This is a genomic window from Corynebacterium nuruki S6-4, from assembly GCF_007970465.1.
Taxonomy (GTDB): Bacteria; Actinomycetota; Actinomycetes; order Mycobacteriales; family Mycobacteriaceae; genus Corynebacterium; species Corynebacterium nuruki.
The window spans coordinates 2,250,486-2,266,281 of the sequence record NZ_CP042429.1 but is presented as its reverse complement, the minus strand read 5'-3'; the positions used below and the strand labels follow the sequence as shown (position 1 = coordinate 2,266,281).

At 70.5% G+C, this 15,796-nt stretch carries 11 protein-coding genes and 1 rRNA gene; 4 read left to right on the top strand and 8 right to left on the bottom strand.

All coding sequences use genetic code 11. The features are described 5' to 3' along the window. The first annotated feature begins 15 nt into the window (after positions 1-15). Positions 16-2,376, top strand: coding sequence for a heavy metal translocating P-type ATPase (locus FSW06_RS10115; RefSeq protein ID WP_010122832.1), 2,361 nt, complete (start codon positions 16-18; stop codon positions 2,374-2,376). A 251-nt stretch (positions 2,377-2,627) separates the two neighbouring features. On the opposite strand, the gene FSW06_RS10110 is transcribed toward FSW06_RS10115, so the two are convergent. Together FSW06_RS10110 and arsB are read right to left on the bottom strand one after the other, a co-directional pair. Then, positions 2,628-3,104, bottom strand: coding sequence for an arsenate-mycothiol transferase ArsC (locus tag FSW06_RS10110; protein WP_010122833.1), 477 nt, complete (start codon positions 3,102-3,104; stop codon positions 2,628-2,630). A gap of 8 nt (positions 3,105-3,112) precedes the next feature. Beyond that, positions 3,113-4,147, bottom strand: coding sequence for an ACR3 family arsenite efflux transporter (gene arsB / locus FSW06_RS10105; protein ID WP_238526027.1), 1,035 nt, complete (start codon positions 4,145-4,147; stop codon positions 3,113-3,115). A gap of 163 nt (positions 4,148-4,310) precedes the next feature. Here arsB and FSW06_RS10100 point away from each other — a divergent pair, with 163 nt between their 5' ends. Together FSW06_RS10100 and FSW06_RS10095 are read left to right on the top strand one after the other, a co-directional pair. Beyond that, complete coding sequence (locus tag FSW06_RS10100) at positions 4,311-4,649, top strand: ArsR/SmtB family transcription factor (RefSeq protein WP_010122835.1); 339 nt, start codon at positions 4,311-4,313, stop codon at positions 4,647-4,649. A 4-nt stretch (positions 4,650-4,653) separates the two neighbouring features. Next, positions 4,654-5,703: an NAD(P)-binding domain-containing protein gene (locus FSW06_RS10095; protein ID WP_010122836.1), complete on the top strand. Its 1,050-nt coding sequence runs from the start codon at positions 4,654-4,656 to the stop codon at positions 5,701-5,703. A 43-nt stretch (positions 5,704-5,746) separates the two neighbouring features. Here FSW06_RS10095 and FSW06_RS10090 read toward each other — a convergent pair whose 3' ends face one another. The 5 genes from FSW06_RS10090 to FSW06_RS10070 all read right to left on the bottom strand — a co-directional run bounded on the left by FSW06_RS10090 (position 5,747) and on the right by FSW06_RS10070 (position 13,614). After that, positions 5,747-6,838: an alkene reductase gene (locus FSW06_RS10090; RefSeq protein WP_010122838.1), complete on the bottom strand. Its 1,092-nt coding sequence runs from the start codon at positions 6,836-6,838 to the stop codon at positions 5,747-5,749. 62 nt (positions 6,839-6,900) lie between these two features. Next, positions 6,901-8,268, bottom strand: a complete 1,368-nt coding sequence (locus FSW06_RS10085; RefSeq protein WP_083827141.1) for a lipase family protein — start codon at positions 8,266-8,268, stop codon at positions 6,901-6,903. A gap of 102 nt (positions 8,269-8,370) precedes the next feature. Further along, positions 8,371-9,678: a lipase family protein gene (locus FSW06_RS10080; RefSeq protein WP_010122841.1), complete on the bottom strand. Its 1,308-nt coding sequence runs from the start codon at positions 9,676-9,678 to the stop codon at positions 8,371-8,373. A 213-nt stretch (positions 9,679-9,891) separates the two neighbouring features. Further along, entirely contained in the window at positions 9,892-11,259 is a 1,368-nt protein-coding gene (locus FSW06_RS10075) for a lipase family protein (protein WP_010122842.1), read from the bottom strand. A 54-nt stretch (positions 11,260-11,313) separates the two neighbouring features. Further along, complete coding sequence (locus FSW06_RS10070) at positions 11,314-13,614, bottom strand: glycoside hydrolase family 3 C-terminal domain-containing protein (protein ID WP_010122843.1); 2,301 nt, start codon at positions 13,612-13,614, stop codon at positions 11,314-11,316. 235 nt (positions 13,615-13,849) lie between these two features. Here FSW06_RS10070 and FSW06_RS10065 point away from each other — a divergent pair, with 235 nt between their 5' ends. Further along, positions 13,850-15,163, top strand: coding sequence for an ISL3 family transposase (locus FSW06_RS10065; RefSeq protein WP_010122905.1), 1,314 nt, complete (start codon positions 13,850-13,852; stop codon positions 15,161-15,163). Between the two features lie 403 nt (positions 15,164-15,566). Here the strand turns inward: FSW06_RS10065 and rrf are convergent. Then, a 5S ribosomal RNA gene (gene rrf / locus FSW06_RS10060) occupies positions 15,567-15,683 on the bottom strand. Positions 15,684-15,796 lie beyond the last annotated feature (113 nt).

Genomic DNA, 15,796 nt, shown 5'->3' with positions numbered 1-15,796 from the left:
AAAGACTGACCAGCAATGACACAGCAGGCAGCGGTCGCCGCACCGGACCAACCGACGGAACCGGCCGTCGACCCCGTCGATCTGGTCCAGCTCGACCTCGGCGTCACGGGGATGACCTGCACCTCCTGCTCCGCCCGCATCGAGCGCAAGCTCAACCGGATGGACGGGGTGGACGCCACCGTCAACTTCGCCACCGAATCCGCCCAGGTCGGCTACGATCCGGCGAAGACCACCCCGGACGACGTCATCGCGACCGTCCGCAAGACCGGCTACGACGCATTCACACTCGCCGACAGCACCGACGACGCCGGTGAGGACGACAGTTCTGACGACCGGGAGGCGGCGTCCGGACTGCCGGCGGCCACCGGCCAGGCGAAGGTGGACGCCGCCCGGGACGCCGAGGCTGGTGACCTGAAGAAACGCGCGATCATCTCCGCGGTCCTCGCGTTCCCCGTCGTGCTGGTCAGCATGATCCCCGCCCTGCAGTTCGACAACTGGCAGTGGGCCGCGCTGACGATGATCTCCCCGGTGTACTTCTGGGGCGGCGCCCCGTTCCACCGCGCCACCCTGGTCAACCTGCGCCACGGCGCATTCACCATGGACACGCTGGTCTCCCTCGGAACCACCGCCGCCTACCTGTGGAGCCTGTGGGCCCTGTTCCTCGGCAACGCCGGGATGACCGGCATGACGATGGAGATGCACCTCTTCCGCCCCGGCGACACCCACGGCATGGACGAGATCTACCTCGAGTCCGTCGGTGTGGTCATCGTCTTCCTGCTGCTCGGCCGGTGGTTCGAGAACCGGGCGAAGGGACGCTCCTCCGAGGCGCTGCGCGCACTGCTCGACATGGGCGCGAAGGACGCCGCCGTGCTGCGCGACGGTCACGAGGTCCGCATCCCGGTCGCCCGGGTGCAGGTCGGGGACGTGATCATCGTGCGCCCCGGCGAGAAGATCGCCGCCGACGGTGAGGTCACCGACGGCACCTCCGCCGTCGACGAATCGATGCTCACCGGCGAATCCGTGCCGGTGGAGGTCACCGTCGGCTCCACGGTCACCGGGGCGACGGTGAACACCTCCGGCCGACTGCTCGTGAAGGTCACCCGCACCGGGGCGGACTCCACCCTCGCGCAGATGGCGGCACTCGTCGCCGACGCCCAGGCCGCCAAGGCACCGGTCCAGCGGCTCGTCGACCGGATCTCACAGGTCTTCGTGCCGGTCGTCATGGCCGTCGCCGTCATCACGTTGATCGCACACCTCGCCGGCGGGGCGGAGGTCTCCGCCGCCTTCACCGCCGCCGTCGCTGTCCTCATCATCGCCTGCCCTTGTGCCCTGGGCCTGGCCACACCGACCGCACTGCTCGTCGGCACCGGCCGCGGCGCCCAGCTGGGGCTGCTGATCAAGGGGCCGGAGGTGCTGGAGTCCACCCGGCGCGTCGACACGGTCGTCATGGACAAGACCGGGACGGTCACCACCGGTGTCATGGCGGTCACCGGGGTCACCGGTGACCGCGTGGCGGACGCTGACATCCTCCGGCTCGCCGCGGCGGTGGAGGCCGGCTCCGAGCACCCGATCGCGACGGCGGTCGTCGCCGCCGCGGAAGAGGAGGGCGGGGAGGGCAGCGTCCCCGAGGTCACCGATTTCTCCTCCACCGCAGGTCACGGCGTGACAGGTTCCGTTGAGGGGCGCACGGTCGAGGTGGGGCGTCCGGACTCGCCGGGTGCCCTGCCGGCCCCGCTGCGTGAGGCGTTCACCGGCGCGCAGGCCGACGGCGCCACCCCGGTGCTCGTCACCGTCGACGGCACGCCGGCCGGCGTGGTCACCGTGCGGGACACCGTCAAGCCCGGTTCCGCGGCGGCCGTCGCCGAGTTCCGGGGACTCGGGCTGACCCCGGTGCTGCTCACCGGTGACAACGCGGGTGCGGCGGAGGCCGTCGCCGCCGAGGTCGGTATCGACCCGGACAACGTCATTGCCGGGGTACGCCCGGAGCAGAAGGTCGAGCGGATCAGCGCCCTGCAGGACGCCGGGAAGAATGTCGCGATGGTCGGCGACGGCGTCAATGACGCCGCCGCCCTGGCGAAGGCCGACCTGGGCCTGGCGATGGGTTCCGGCACCGACGTGGCCATCGAGGCCGGTGACATCACCCTGATGAACAACGACCTGCGCTCCGCGGTGGACGCCGTCCGACTGTCCCGCAGGACCCTGCGCACCATCCACGGCAACCTGTTCTGGGCCTTCGCCTACAACGTGGCCCTCATCCCGGTGGCGGCGTTCGGGCTGCTCAACCCGATGCTCGCCGGGATCGCGATGGCGTTCTCCTCGGTGTTCGTGGTCTCCAACTCGCTGCGGCTGCGCGGTTTCCGCTCAGTCCGTTCCTGACCGGCACCGTGAGGAACGGACAAGGGTCGATCCGTTCCTGGCCGCGTCGCCGGCGAACGGATCAGGGTCGATCCGTTCGGCCCGACCATCCGGCGGGGATCCCCCGCCGGGCCCCGTGACGGGGATCCGGAAGTGTTACCGGTTCCGCTCGGTAACACTTTTCGTGACCTGCGGAAATGTCTCGTCGGGGACCGTCGGGGTGGTAATACTTTTCGAGGCCTGACCGGGAACCGTCAGCGGACCGGCCGACCTCATCGCCGCCGGTCATCGCCGCCGGCCCTCTCGCCGGTCATATCCCTGACCAGGTCACTGACCCGGGCGGCGATGTCGTCGCGGACCAGCCGCATCCGTTCCATGCCACTGATCCCCCGGGCCGAGGGCTCGTCGGTGACCCAGCGTTCCAGGGTGCCGTGGGCGTCCTCGGGCAGGCTGAGCTGTGCCCCGGTGCCGAGCAGGACGACCCGGTCCACGGTGCGCAGCAGGTCGGGGTCGACCGGCTGTGGCGGAGTCGCAGGTGCGGCGACACCGATCTCGGCGAGGGCGGCGACGGATTCCGCGTTCGCGGTGGTTCCGGGTCGGGTTCCGGCGGAGTGCACGTCGAGGCGTCCTCCCGTGGTGGCGAGGATGTTCTCGGCCAGCGCGCCGGCCATCCGGGACTTGCCGGCGTTGCTCACGCAGACGAAGAGGACCGACGGGGTGTGAGACGGGGTGTGGTCAGTGATGCCCATGGCTTCGCTTACTCCGTGGTGGTCGGAACGGGGGACGGGGTGGACGCCGTGCGGCCCGACGGCAGGGTCGGGTCGCCGGGGAAGAGCACCGGGCCGAGACGCCGGACAACGTAGACCAGCCCGACCAGCACCGGTACTTCGATGAGTGGCCCGACAGTGCCGGCGAGTGCCTGGCCGGAGTCCGCACCGAACGTGCCGACCGCCACGGCGATGGCGAGTTCGAAGTTGTTGCCCGCCGCGGTGAAGGCCACCGAGGTCGACCGGGCGTACCCCAGTCCGACCGCGCGGGACAGTGCCAGTGCGAGTGCCGGCATGACGGCGAAGTACACCACCAGCGGCAGGGCGACACGGACGACCGCCCACGGGTCGTCGGCGACCTGGCGTCCCTGCAGGGTGAACAGGACCACGATGGTGTACAGCAGCCCGAGCAGCGCGAGCGGGGAGACACGCGGCAGGAACACGTCCTCGTACCAGCGGCGGCCACGGAGTCGCTCGCCGAGCAGCCGGGAGGCGGCACCGGCGAGCAGCGGGATGCCGAGGAAGACGAGCACCGAGCCGGCGATCGCGAGGAAGGAGAACTCCGCCGAGGTCGTGTCCAGCCCCAGCCACGACGGCAGCACCTGCAGGTAGAACCAGCCGAGGGCGCCGAACATGAGGACCTGGAACACCGAGTTCACCGCGACCAGCACGGCCGTGGTCTCCCGGTCCCCGCACGCGAGCTCGGACCAGATGAGCACCATGGCGATGCAGCGGGCCAGGCCGACGATGACGAGCCCGGTGCGCAGTTCCGGCTGGTCGGGCAGGAACAGCCAGGCGAGGGCGAACATCACTGCCGGCCCGACGAGCCAGTTGAGGGTGAGGGATACCGCCATCAGCCGCCGGTCGGCGGCGATCCGCCCGGCCGTGTCGTAGCGGACCTTGGCCAGTGGCGGGTACATCATGACGAGCAGACCGACGGCGACAGGCAGCGAGACTCCGGCGATCTCGGAGGCCCCGAGCACGTCCGCCAGTCCGGTGCGGCTGAGCAGCAGGCCGGTGGCCATGGCGAGGATGATCCACACCGGCAGGAGCCGGTCGGTGAGCGACACGGGGACAGGCCTTCTTCCATCGGATTGTCCGGGGGACACCCCCCGGCCGAACAGGTAACGGACCGGACAGTAGCCGAATCATTGACACCCGTCAATATGTCACGGGTACTCTGGACCCGTGCCCATTCCTCCGAACTCTCCGGACGCCGACTGCTGCAGTCTCGGTACCGGACCACTGTCCCCGGACGACGCGACCCGGTACGCCGGACTGTTCACCGCCCTCGCCGACCCCGCCCGCCTGCGCATTCTCTCCGAGATCGCCGCCGGCGGCTGCGCTCCGGTCACTGTCGGTGACCTGACGACGGCGGTCGGGCTGAGCCAGCCGACCGTCTCCCACCACCTGAAGAAGCTCGTCGACGTCGGCCTGCTGGACCGCATCCGGGACGGTCGGCGCGTCCTCCACCGGGTCCGTCCGGAACCTTTCACCGCACTCCGTCGCGTCCTGCAGATCGGCTGAGACCGTGACCACCCCAGACACACAGCAGCCCACCGCCGTCATCGTCGGTGGCGGCCAGGCCGGGCTCGCCACCGCCTTCTATCTGCGTCGCGCGGGCGTCCCGTTCGTCATCCTCGACGATCAGCCGGGCCCGGGCGGGGCGTGGCGGCACGCCTGGCCGTCGCTCCGGTTGTTCTCCACCGCCGAATTCTCGAACCTGCCCGGACGTCCGATGCCCCGCTACGACGGCTTCCCGCCGGCCACGCATGTCGTCGACTATCTCGCCTCCTACGAGGCCCGCTACGGATTCACGGTGGAGCGTCCGGTGCACGTCACCGGGGTGACCTGGTCGGCAGGACGCTACACAGTCCACGGGATGACAGACACCGGCCCCCGGACCTGGACCGCACCGCACGTCGTCGCCGCCACGGGCACCTGGTCCGCCCCGTTCGTCCCCGCCCTGCCCGGCACCTTCGGCGGCCGGCAGTGGCACACGGTGACCTACCCCGGTCCAGCCGCGTTCCGGGGATCGACGGTGGCCGTCGTCGGCGGCGCGAACTCCGGGGCGCAGATCGCCGCCGAGCTGGCCCTCGCCGCGGCGGAGTCCGGGGACGGAGGAACCGGCAGCGGCAACCCCGTGACCTGGTACACGAGGCATCCTCCCCGGTGGATGCCGGACGACGTCGACGGGCGGGCACTGTTCCGCCGCAACCGGAGCCGCGCCCTGACCGTGGCGCGCGGTGAACCGGATCCGGGGGCGGACACCTCCCTCGGCGACATCGTCATGGTCCCCGCAGTCCGTCGCGCCCGTGATGCCGGACTGCTCACCGCCACACCGATGGTGGATTCCCTCGACGACATCGCCACCGACCACCTCATCTGGTGCACCGGTTTCCGCCCCGCCCTCGGCCCGTTCCGGAGCCTGCTCTCCCACGGGATCCCCCGGCAGCCGGGACTGCACCTGGTGGGCTACGGGGACCTGGTCGGCCCCGGTGCGGCGACGATCACCGGGGTGGGAATGTACGCGAAGCAGGTCGCCGGCGAGATCGCCACCGGGACCGCCACGCAACCCTGACCACGATCACGGTCGGAGCGCACGGCACCCCGGGCGCAGCCGGCTACCGCGCGAAAGCGTAATCCGTGTAGCCGTGCGCGCCGCCGACGTAGAACGTCGACGGGTCGGGCGTGTTGAGCTCCAGTCCGTCGCGCCACCGGCGCACCAGGTCGGGGTTGGCGATGAGCTCGCGGCCCACCACCGCGGCGTCCGCCCGGTCGTCCTCGACGATGTGCCGGGCCTCGGCGAGATCGGTGACGTGCCCGAACCCGCTGTTGAGCAGGAATGCGCCGCCGAAGCGGGAGCGCAGGTCCGCGACGAGGTCGCCGTCGATGTCGGCGTGCAGCACCGAGAGGTAGGCGATGCCCGTGCCGTCGGTGCCACCGATGCCGGCGATCCCGTCGAGCAGCGCACCGTAGGTCGCGAGCACGTCGGCCCGGTCGTCCTCGGTCGCGCCCTGGACCCCGTGCTCCGGGGAGATCCGCAGACCGGTGCGTCCGGCCCCGATCTCGGCGGCGACGGCACGCACCACCTCGACGGTCAGCCGCGCCCGGTTCTCCGGCGACCCGCCGTAACCGTCGGTGCGGTGGTTCGAGGACGCGGCGGTGAACTCGTGCAGCAGGTAGCCGTTTGCGCCGTGGATCTCCACGCCGTCCACCCCGGCATCGACGGCGCGGCGGGCGGCGACGACGAACTCGTCGATGATGCGCGGGATCTCCTCGGTGCCCAGCGCGCGGGGGACCACGCCGTCGAGCTTGCCCGAGAAGCCGCGGACCGGGCCACCGGTGCCGATCGCGCTGGGAGCCTCGGGCTCCCCGCCGCGCAGCAGGTCAGGATGGCTGGTGCGGCCGCCGTGCATGATCTGCATGACGAGCGTTCCGCCGGCGGCGTGCACCGCCTCGGCGACCCGCGCCCAGCCGGCGGCCTGCGCCTCGTCGGCGATACCGGCCTGGCCGGGGAAGGCGCGGCAGGAGAACGCCGGGAACGTGCCCTCGGTGACGACGAGCCCGGCCGAGGCGCGCTGGCTGTAGTAGTCCACGTGCAGGTCGGACGGGATGCCGTCCTCCCCGGCGCGCTGCCGGGTCAGCGGTGCCATGGTGATGCGGTTGTCGAGGTGCAGATCTCCGGCGGTGAGCGGAGCGAACAGTGAGGTCATGCCACGGGGAACCGGTGGCGGCGGGGCGCTATTCCCGGGTGCCCCCGGGGTACTCCCGGAACTCAGTCCGTCAGCGAGTTCCCCGGCGGGACATCACCGCAGGTCGAGGGCGCAGCCGCGCCGGCGAAGCGGTCGTTGACCCACTGCAGGGCCATGCCGAACCAGGCGACCGCCCCGATGGTGTGCCCGACCGGACCGGGTTCGACGTACTGCACCGGCACACCGTCACCGCAGTACTTTGCGGCCAGGGCACGGGTGTCGCCGAGCAGCATCACCCCGTCACCGTCACCGAGAGTGGGGTGCGGCGGGGTCTTCTGCTGCTGCTCCCCACCGCCGGCCTGGACGATGAGCTGCGGATAGGAGGGGGACGCCGCCAGACCCATGTTCGTGTCGTCGAGGACCCGACGGATCGCGGGGACGTCATCGGGGGTCGGGTAATCGGGCCGGAACAGCTCGTCCCACCGCAGGTGAGGGTAGAGATTCTCGGCGTCCCCGATGGCGATCCCGGCCATGTGGTCGACGACCCCACGCCCGAAATCGGTGAGGTACGGGGTGAGGTCGTCGCCGTAGGCCCGTGCCATCCCGGCGAGCGCCATGCCGACGACCCCGGACCACTTCGGCCCCTCGCCGGCGTAGGCGAGGTTGTGCTCGGGCCGGACCATCGTGCCGCCCTGCGCCACCCCGATGACATGCTCGGCGATCTCCGGGGCGTAGTCGTCCGCGGTGATCGCCGACCAGCCGGCGCCGATGGAGCCGCCGGAGTAGCCGGCGAACACGGTCGGGGACGTCTCGTCGACGGCCGCGGCCGGGGTGCGGTGGGCGGCCCGCAGCGAATCGAGGATGATGTGGGCGTACTCCTTGCCGACGGCGAAGATTCCCCGTTCGCCCTGGATGTCCGGCATGACGACGGAGTGACCGGCCATGAGCGCCGGGGCGACGAAGCCCGCCTCGGCCTTGTCCAGCAGTTCGGTCTGGGTGCCGCGGGCGAGCAGCCGGGAGGGGCCGTCCTCCGGATCCATCGAGTCGTAGAAACTGGCGTACATGACCGTGTCCCCGGTCGGTGCGGCCGCTCCGGTCGGGTGCAGCATGCTGGTGACGGCGACGGTGGGTTCACCGGTGACGGTCGTGCTGCGGTACTGGATCTGGGTCATCGTGGCGGGGGTCTCCAGACCGGAGACCCGGGCGACGACGTCCCGCTGTTTCAGCGGGGTGCCCGGTGCGAGATCAGCCAACGTGGCGGCGTCCGGCAGTGCGAAGAAGGAGGCGTCGTCATCGACGACAGGGATCCCCGGGGCCGCCGCGTCCTCCGCGGCCGGCACGGTCGGATCGGCGGGCGCCCCGGCGACGGCGGTCCCGGTGCCCGTCACCACGAGCGCGGGGACCAGCAGGGCTGCGGCGAGCGTCCGTCGCCACGGTGATGTTATTTCCATGTCGGAACATATTAACCGGCGGCCGGACAGCGCCGGACGGTTTCCGTCTGATCCGCGCCGGCCGGGCCCGGTTCGGGCCGGTCTGTGCCTGCTCGCCGCCGCTCAGTCCGTCAGTGAGTTCCCGGCCGGGACATCAGCACAGGTGGAGGAGGCGGGAACCCCGGCGAAACGGTCGTTGACCCAGGGCAGCGCGGCGCCGAACCACGCGAAGGAGCCCTGGGAGTGCCCGCCGGTGGCCTGCTCCCGGTAGTCGACCGGCGTGCCGTCGGCACAGTACTGCGTGGCGAGCGCGCGGGTGTCGCCCAGCAGCATCACCCCGTCACCGTCGCCGAGGGTGGGGTGCGGCGGGGTCTTCTCCGCCTCGCCCCCACCGGCCTGCACGAGCAGCTGCGGGAACGCCGGCGTGGCACGCAGTCCCATGTTCGTGTCGTCGAGCAGTGCCTTCACCTCGGGGATGGACGCCGGCTCCGGGTACTCGGGGCGTACCAGCTCCTCCCACCGCAGGTGGTCGTAGCGGTCCGAGGCGTCCCCGATCGCCACCCGGTCGAGTTCGGCGGTCACCTCGCGACCGTAGTCGGTGAGGTAGGGATCCAGGTCCACCCCGTAGGCACGGGTCATCCCGACGATCGCCATGCCGACGACCCCGGACCAGCCCGCACCCTCCGCAGCGTAGAAGAGATTGTGCTCCGGACGCACCATCGTGCCGCCCTGTGCCACGCCGACGATGTCGCGGGCGATGTCCGGGGCGTAGTCGGCGGCGAGGATGGACGCCCAGCCGGCGCCGATGGAACCGCCGGAGTAGCCGAGGAAGGCGGTCGGGGAACCGTCGGCGACCGCCGCGGCCGGGGTGCGCCGGGCGGCACGCAGTCCGTCGAGGATGATCCGGCCGTATTCGGGGCCGGCGGCGAAGATCTCCCGCTCACCCTGGATATCGGGCATCACCACGGTGTGTCCGGCGGCGAGCAGCGGGGCGACGTAGGCCATCTCCGTGGTGACCATGGCCCCACCCTCGGTGACGGTGCCGGAGAGGACGCGGGAGGGGCCGTCCTCCGGGCGCATGGAATCGTAGACGCTGCCGTACATGACGGTGTTCCCGGTCGGGGTGATCCCGGGCGGCGGCTGCAGGACGCTGGTCACGGCAGCGGTGGGGTGACCGAGGGTGTCGGTGCTGCGGTACTGGACCTGGGTGACGGTCAGCGGGGTGGGGAATGCGTTGACGTGCAGCGGGATCTGCCGCTGTTTCAGCGGGGTGCCGGGGCTGAGGTCGGCGAGGATGGCGGGGTCGGGCAGGGCGAAGAAGTCACCGTCGGAGGCGACGGTCTCCGCCGCCGTGTCCGTGGCAGTGCCTGCCGCCGCCCCGGCGGTCACTCCGCCGAATGCCGTCCCGGCGACGAGCGCGGGAACCAGCACAGCAGCACTGCATACGGACCGGAGGATTCCATGTGTTTTCATGTAGTGAACACTATGACTGGCGCAACTTTCCGGCGGTGACATTCGGACATGCCGCGGAAAAATCTCACCGCCGCACCCTCCGGAATACCCGCCACCTGGGAAGACACGAATGACAGTCGCGTCACTGACAGTCCCGAAATCTACTGTCAGTATCCCCATATTTTTCTTTTACTATATGTTTTCACAGGTGTTGTCTGATACGGCCGCTCCGGACAGGGCGTCCCGGATCCACGTCGCCGCCTCCCGCGCCCACTGCCCGCCCGCCGGGCCGTGGGCCGCCCCGACCTCCCGGTAGTCCACCGGTGCGCCCGCGCCGCACAGCCGCCGCGCCCAACCCCGCACATCACGGGTGAGCATCACCCCGTCGCCGCCGCCGAGCGTCGGCGAATCCGGCGTCCCGTCCTCGACCCCGCCGGTGCCCTGCACGATCAACTGGGGGTAATCCGGCGCCGGACGCCGCGACAGGTCCGTGGCGTCGAGGATCCGCCGGATCGCCGGCACACTGTCGGGCCCCGGGAACTCCGGCCGGAACAGCTCGTCCCACCGCAGATGGTCGAAGCGGTGCTTGGCGTCCCCGATGATCACCCCGTCGAGACCGCCGAGCACCTGCCGGCCGTGCGCGGTGAGGTACGGATCCAGGTCCACGCCGTAGGCGCGCGCCATGCCGAGGAACGCCATCCCCGCCACCGCCGACCATGTGGGACTCTCCGCGACATAGTCGAGGTTGTGCTCCGGGGTCACCATCAGTCCGCCCTGCGCCACACCGACGATCGAGGACGCCACCTCGGGAGCGTAGTCGGCGGCGAGTGACCCGGCCCAGGCCGCGGCGATGGCCCCGCCCGAATACCCGGCCAGCACAGTCGGGGTCTGCCCCGTGTAGCCGGAACCGCTGGTGCGCGCGGTGGCGCGCAGTGCATCGAGGGTGATGTGGCCGTACTCCTCGCCGACGGCGAAGATGCCCCGTTCCCCCTGGATGTCCGGGAGGATGACGGTCGTGCCCGACGCGAGCAACGGGGCGACGAGCGCGAGTTCACCGCTGATCGTGGAGGCGTCCGCGACGGGCATCCCCGCGATCGCCCGCGACGGACTGTCCGCCGGATCCAACGAATCGTAGTAGCTGGCGTACATCACCGCGGTCCCGTTCCCGCCGCCCGGCGGACGCAGCACCGTGGTCACCGCCGCGGTCGGACGCCCCTGCGCATCGGTGGTGCGGTACTGCACCTGGGTCGCCGTCAACGGCAGCGTCAGCACCGGTCCGGCGGCCCGGGCACCGAGTGCGACCGGCACCTCCCGGGTCGCCAGGGGCTCACCCGGGGCGGCGTCCTGCAGCACCGCCGGCGCCGGCAGACCGAAGAAGCCGCGGGCGTCGGCGGAATCCGCGGCGACGGTGGCTGAGTCGGGGACGATGACCGCATCCGCCGCGAGCACCCCGATGACCAGCACCGGACCGCACAGCACCACACCGGCGGCACGCTGCACCGTCAGCCGGACGGTGCGCAGCACGGTATGCACGGACCGCAGGAAACCGTGGACACTCACACCGTCATGGTACGGTGCCGGTCCCCCGGAGCGGTCGGGCCGGACCGGGGCCGGTCAGTGGTGGTTCGCCGCGTCCAGCAGCTGCTGGAGCTGCTCGGCGGAGACCGCACCGTTCGAGAAACCGACGATCCGGTCCAGCGGGATCGAGGCCATCATCTTCGCCATGTCCACCCCGAGTGCCTCACCGGTGGCTGCGCCGTCACCGTCGCCGTCACCTCCGGTGAACGCCGCCATGGCCTGGCCGAGCGCCTGCGCCACCGCCGGATGTGCCATCGCCTCACCCAGACTGGACTGCAGCGTCAGCGGGACCGCGACCTCCTCACCCTCCAGATCGACCTCGACCTCCGCCCGCAGGTCCCGGCTCGACGAGCCGAGATGCACCACGTACCTGCCGGGTTCCAGGACGAACCGGTCCGCCCGGATGTCCCAGTACTCCAGGTCACGACGGTCCAGATGGATCTCCAGGTCCGAGGACTCCCCCGGCTCCAGCGTCACCGACCCGAATCCCGCGAGAGCGCGCGGGACCCGGACCTGCGCGGAATCCGGCACCGCGACATAGGCCTGGACAACTTCCCGCCCGGCCCGTTTCCCGGTGTTCGTCACCGTCAGGCTCACCGTGATGCCGTCACCGTCATCGTCGGGCTGCGCGAACGCCTCCGAATAGGCGAACGTCGTGTACGACAGGCCGTGCCCGAACGGGAAGGCGACGCCCAGCTCCCGGGCGTCGTACCACCGGTAGCCGACGAACAGCCCCTCGCCGTAGCGGACATGCCCGTGCTCACCGGGGAAGTCCAGGTAGGCCGGGTTGTCGGCGAGGCGGGCCGGCATGGTCTCACTCAGTTTGCCGGAGGGGTTCACCACGCCGGTCAGGACATCCGCCAGTGCTGCGCCACCGCCCTGCCCCAGCAGGTTGCCGTCGAGGATCGCCGGCGCCGACCGCTTCACCTGGCCGAGTTCCAGCGCACCACCGTGGGAGAGCACCACGACGACCCGCTCCTGCACCGCCCGCACAGCCCGCAGCAGCGACAGCTGCTCGGCCGGCAGCTCGATGGTCGTCCGGTCGAAACCCTCCGATTCCTGGTTCTCCGCTAGACCGAGGAACACCACGGCGATATCGGCATTCGCGGCGTCCTCCACCGCCTCAGCGAGCAGCGCCGCGTTCCTGCCGGAACCGTCGGTGGTGAACCCGGCGGCGTAGGTGACCGGGGCGCCGAGCCGCTCCCGCAGCTGCTCCAGCGGACTGTCGACCTCGGTGGCGTTGACGTGGGAGCTGCCGCCACCCTGGTAGCGGGGTGTTTCGGCGAAGGGGCCGATGACAGCCACCGAGCCGGTCACCCCCGAATCCGCGATGGGCAGGATGTGGCGGCCGTCGGCCGGATCGTTCTTCAACAGCACGATCGACCGTGCCGCCGCCTCGCGGGCCAGTTCATGGTGGGCCTGCTGCACGTCGTCGCCGAAGGACGCCCCCTCCCGCCGCGCCGCCCGGGCGTTCCGCGCCAGCGCGGCGACACGGTCAGCGGCCGTCGTCACCGCCGTCTCGTCGAGCTCCCCCGACCGGACGGCGGCCACGACCTCGGCGTCCGATCCGCCGCCGTCGGAGGGCATCTGCAGGTCGAGCCCGGCCCGGACGGCCTCGACCCGGCCGCCGACCGCGCCCCAGTCGGAGACCACCGCGCCCCGGAATCCCCACTCGCCGCGCAGGATGTCGGTGAGAAGATGCCGGTTATGGCGGACCGGGACGCCGTTGACCGCGTTGTAGGAGCACATCACCGTCGCCGGCTGCGCATCCTCCACCACCCGCCGGAAGGCACGCAGGTAGAGCTCCCGCAGCGGCCGGGGATCGACATCCGCGCTGACGCGCATGCGGTCGTCCTCCTGGTTGTTCAGTGCGAAGTGTTTCAGCGAGGCTCCCACGCCTCCGCCCTGCAGACCGGAGACCCACGCGGCCCCCAACGTGCCGGCCAGGTGGGGATCCTCCGAGTAGTACTCGAAGTTGCGGCCGCCCAGCGGTGACCGCTTGATGTTGATCCCGGGGCCGAGCAGTACCTGTACGTCCGCAGCCTGCGCCTCCTCGGCGAGGGCGGCGCCGACGCGCTCGACGAGCTCCGGATCCCAGCTCTGCGACAGTCCGGCTGCCGGCGGGAAACAGGTCGCGGGGAGGCTGCCGGCGAGGCCGAGGTGGTCGGTCGCACCGGTCTGCAGACGGATGCCGTGCGGGCCGTCGGTCAGGGTGATCGACGGGACGCCGGCGACGTCCTTGGTGGTCCAGAAGTCTCTGCCCGAGCCGAGGGCGGCGCGCGTCTCCAGCGGAAGGTCTGCGGTGGTGGCATCAGGGGAAGTGGTGTCGGGTTTCATGCCCCCTTTGTACCTGCGGTCCCCACCCCCGCGCCCGCGGCGGCGCCTCACCGCCATCGTGGGCCGGGCCCGCGAATCGCACGATCCTCCGTGAAGTGGCTCTTCGCGGTTGAGAGTGCGTAGCTGACGTTCGGGCGGGGTCGACGAGGACCCGGGGTGGCACAACATACAGAGGCCCTGGCCGGTACAAGATGAGAGTTACCACACCTTCATCTGACCGAACCAGGACCCTATCGTGCACCCTACTGGCAACCTCGTCGCCGACACCATCTGCCGCACTGCGGAACTCGGACTGACGATCACCGGTGCTGCCGACGCCGGCACACTCACCATCATCGACGCTGCCCCGCTGGCAGTCGCCGATTCCTGCCCGGACTGCGCGATGCCTGGGGCGAAGCGGGACCACGTCCGACGTCGACTCGTCGACCTGCCGGTCGTCGGGTTCCCCACTCGCCTGCACGTCCGGGTACCGCGCTTCACCTGCACCAACCCCACGTGCAGCAGGAAGATCTTCCAGACCTCCCTGCCGTGCGCCGACGATGGAGCCACGCTGACCCGTCGGGTGACCCGCTGGATCCTCCAGCGCCTTGCCATCGACCGGATGAGTGTCGCGGCAACCGCCAAGGCCCTCGGCGTGGGCTGGGAATTGGTCAACAAGGTCGCCGTCACCGCCACCCGGAACCTCGTCTACGCCGACCCGTCGCACCTGGCCGGAGTACGGATCCTCGGAGTCGATGAGCATGTCTGGAAGCACACCCGCCGGCCCGGCGAGCCGTCCTCAATGGTCACCGTCCTGGTGGACCTGACCCCACTGGTCGACGGGGCGGGTCCGGCCCGTCTGATCGACATGCGGCCGGGCCGCAGCGCAGAGGTTCTGCGGACCTGGCTTCGTGAACGTGACCCGCAGTTCCGGGCCGGGGTACAGGTCGTGACGATGGACGGATTCGCCGGTTACGCCACCGCCGTCGACCACGATCTACCAGCGGCGAGGAAGGTCATGGACCCGTTCCATGTCGTCCACCTGGCCGCCGAGAAGCTGACGGGGTGTCGGCAACGCCTGCAGCGCGAAACCACCGGGCGGCGGGGGAGGAAGGACGATCCGTTGTACAAGCACCGCCGGGCGCTGCTGACAAGGACGAACTTCCTCACCGACCGGCAGAAACAACGTCTGGATCTGCTGTGGGACACCGACGACGACTACGTAGCGTTGCAGGTGACCTGGGAGTTCTACCAGGACGTCATCGCCGCGTACGGCCACCCGGACAAGTCACGGGGCAAGAAGTTGATGTCCAGGGTGATCGACGCTCTGCGTCAGGGTCTACCCGCGGGGCTGGAGGAGTTGGCACAGCTTGGACGGACCCTGTGGCGCCGACGGGCCGACATCCTCGCGTACTTCGACCTTGGCGCGACCAACGGGCCGGTGGAGGCGATCAATGGACGGCTGGAGCATCTGCGCGGCATCGCCCTGGGGTTCAGAAACCTGAACCACTACATCCTGAGGTCACTGATCCACTCAGGTCAGCTGCAGGACCGGATCAACGCACTCTAGAACGCGAAGAGCCCGTGAAGTCGAGCACCGATCAGCGCGACGACACCCCCGGGCGGGTTTCCTGCTCGACTTCACGCACCGCACCCGGCGCCGGTCGCCTCCGCCGGAACCGGCATCCGCCGGAACCCGCACCCGCCCCACAAGTGCAGAAAAGCGCGCAGCAACGGGCCCGGCCCCCGGGTGTGCGTCGGCAGGGTGGATTCTCCCCACCGGGCCACCCTGCCGACGCACACCCGCGCCCGGAAAACACAAAAGGCGCGCACGCCCCCGACCGGCAGACACCAGCCCGGGGGCGTACGCGCACACAACAACAACCGCACACAAAACGAAAGAGGCCCCGCCCCCACCCCGACCGACCACAAGTCGACCAGAGCAGGGGGCAGGACCTCCCACACATGTTTAATGCCGGCGGCGACCTACTCTCCCACACCCTCCCAGGTGCAGTACCATCGGCGCAGGTGGGCTTAGCTACCGGGTTCGGAAAGGGACCGGGCGTGACCCCACCGCCAAAACCACCGACAAATCTATCAACGAAACAACCACACACACACCCAAACCACCACCACACGGGCGGGGAACAGTATGCTGTGCCGTTCCAGACACTGCACAATGGACGCGAAAACTCTCCTACGC

Excerpts from the sequence above, each read along its gene's own strand:
- FSW06_RS10115 (WP_010122832.1), top strand. The coding sequence starts at position 16 with ATGACACAGCAGGCAGCGGTCGCCGCACCGGACCAACCGACGGAACCG.
- FSW06_RS10110 (WP_010122833.1), bottom strand. The coding sequence starts at position 3,104 with ATGGGCATCACTGACCACACCCCGTCTCACACCCCGTCGGTCCTCTTC.
- arsB (WP_238526027.1), bottom strand. The coding sequence starts at position 4,147 with ATGGCCACCGGCCTGCTGCTCAGCCGCACCGGACTGGCGGACGTGCTC.
- FSW06_RS10090 (WP_010122838.1), bottom strand. The coding sequence starts at position 6,838 with ATGACCTCACTGTTCGCTCCGCTCACCGCCGGAGATCTGCACCTCGAC.
- FSW06_RS10085 (WP_083827141.1), bottom strand. The coding sequence starts at position 8,268 with ATGGAAATAACATCACCGTGGCGACGGACGCTCGCCGCAGCCCTGCTG.
- FSW06_RS10070 (WP_010122843.1), bottom strand. The coding sequence starts at position 13,614 with ATGAAACCCGACACCACTTCCCCTGATGCCACCACCGCAGACCTTCCG.